Here is a 251-nt window from a genome sequence, read left to right as displayed (position 1 = left end):
TAGAGCAATTCCAGGGAACGTGTGAAACGGTTTTCCGTTCGGAATTGCGTCAAAACAAAGAGATAGAGCGGCTCGGCATCTAGCAAAAGCTGAACCGCTCTAGGACCAAGAGCATCTCAGGCCCCTGGTCAGGCAAGAACCCGCGCCGCCCGCCCAAGCGTCCGTTCTGCGTCATTGTAGTAGTTCGAGGCCTGTTGCACCGAGCGATGCTGCGACTGCTGCATGGCTTCCGGCAGCGGAATGCCGCGACG

Annotated in this window: 1 protein-coding gene; it reads right to left on the bottom strand. The window is 58.2% G+C overall.

From position 1 onward, the window contains the following. Positions 1-128: 128 nt before the first annotated feature. Positions 129-251: integrase (locus AC0L2P_RS32460; RefSeq protein WP_473507275.1), on the bottom strand; the 123-nt coding region annotated here is incomplete at its 5' end.

This window comes from Mesorhizobium sp. WSM4836, from assembly GCF_055811815.1.
Note: the sequence above shows the minus strand (reverse complement) of the source record. Positions and strands in the feature narration are given on the sequence as shown.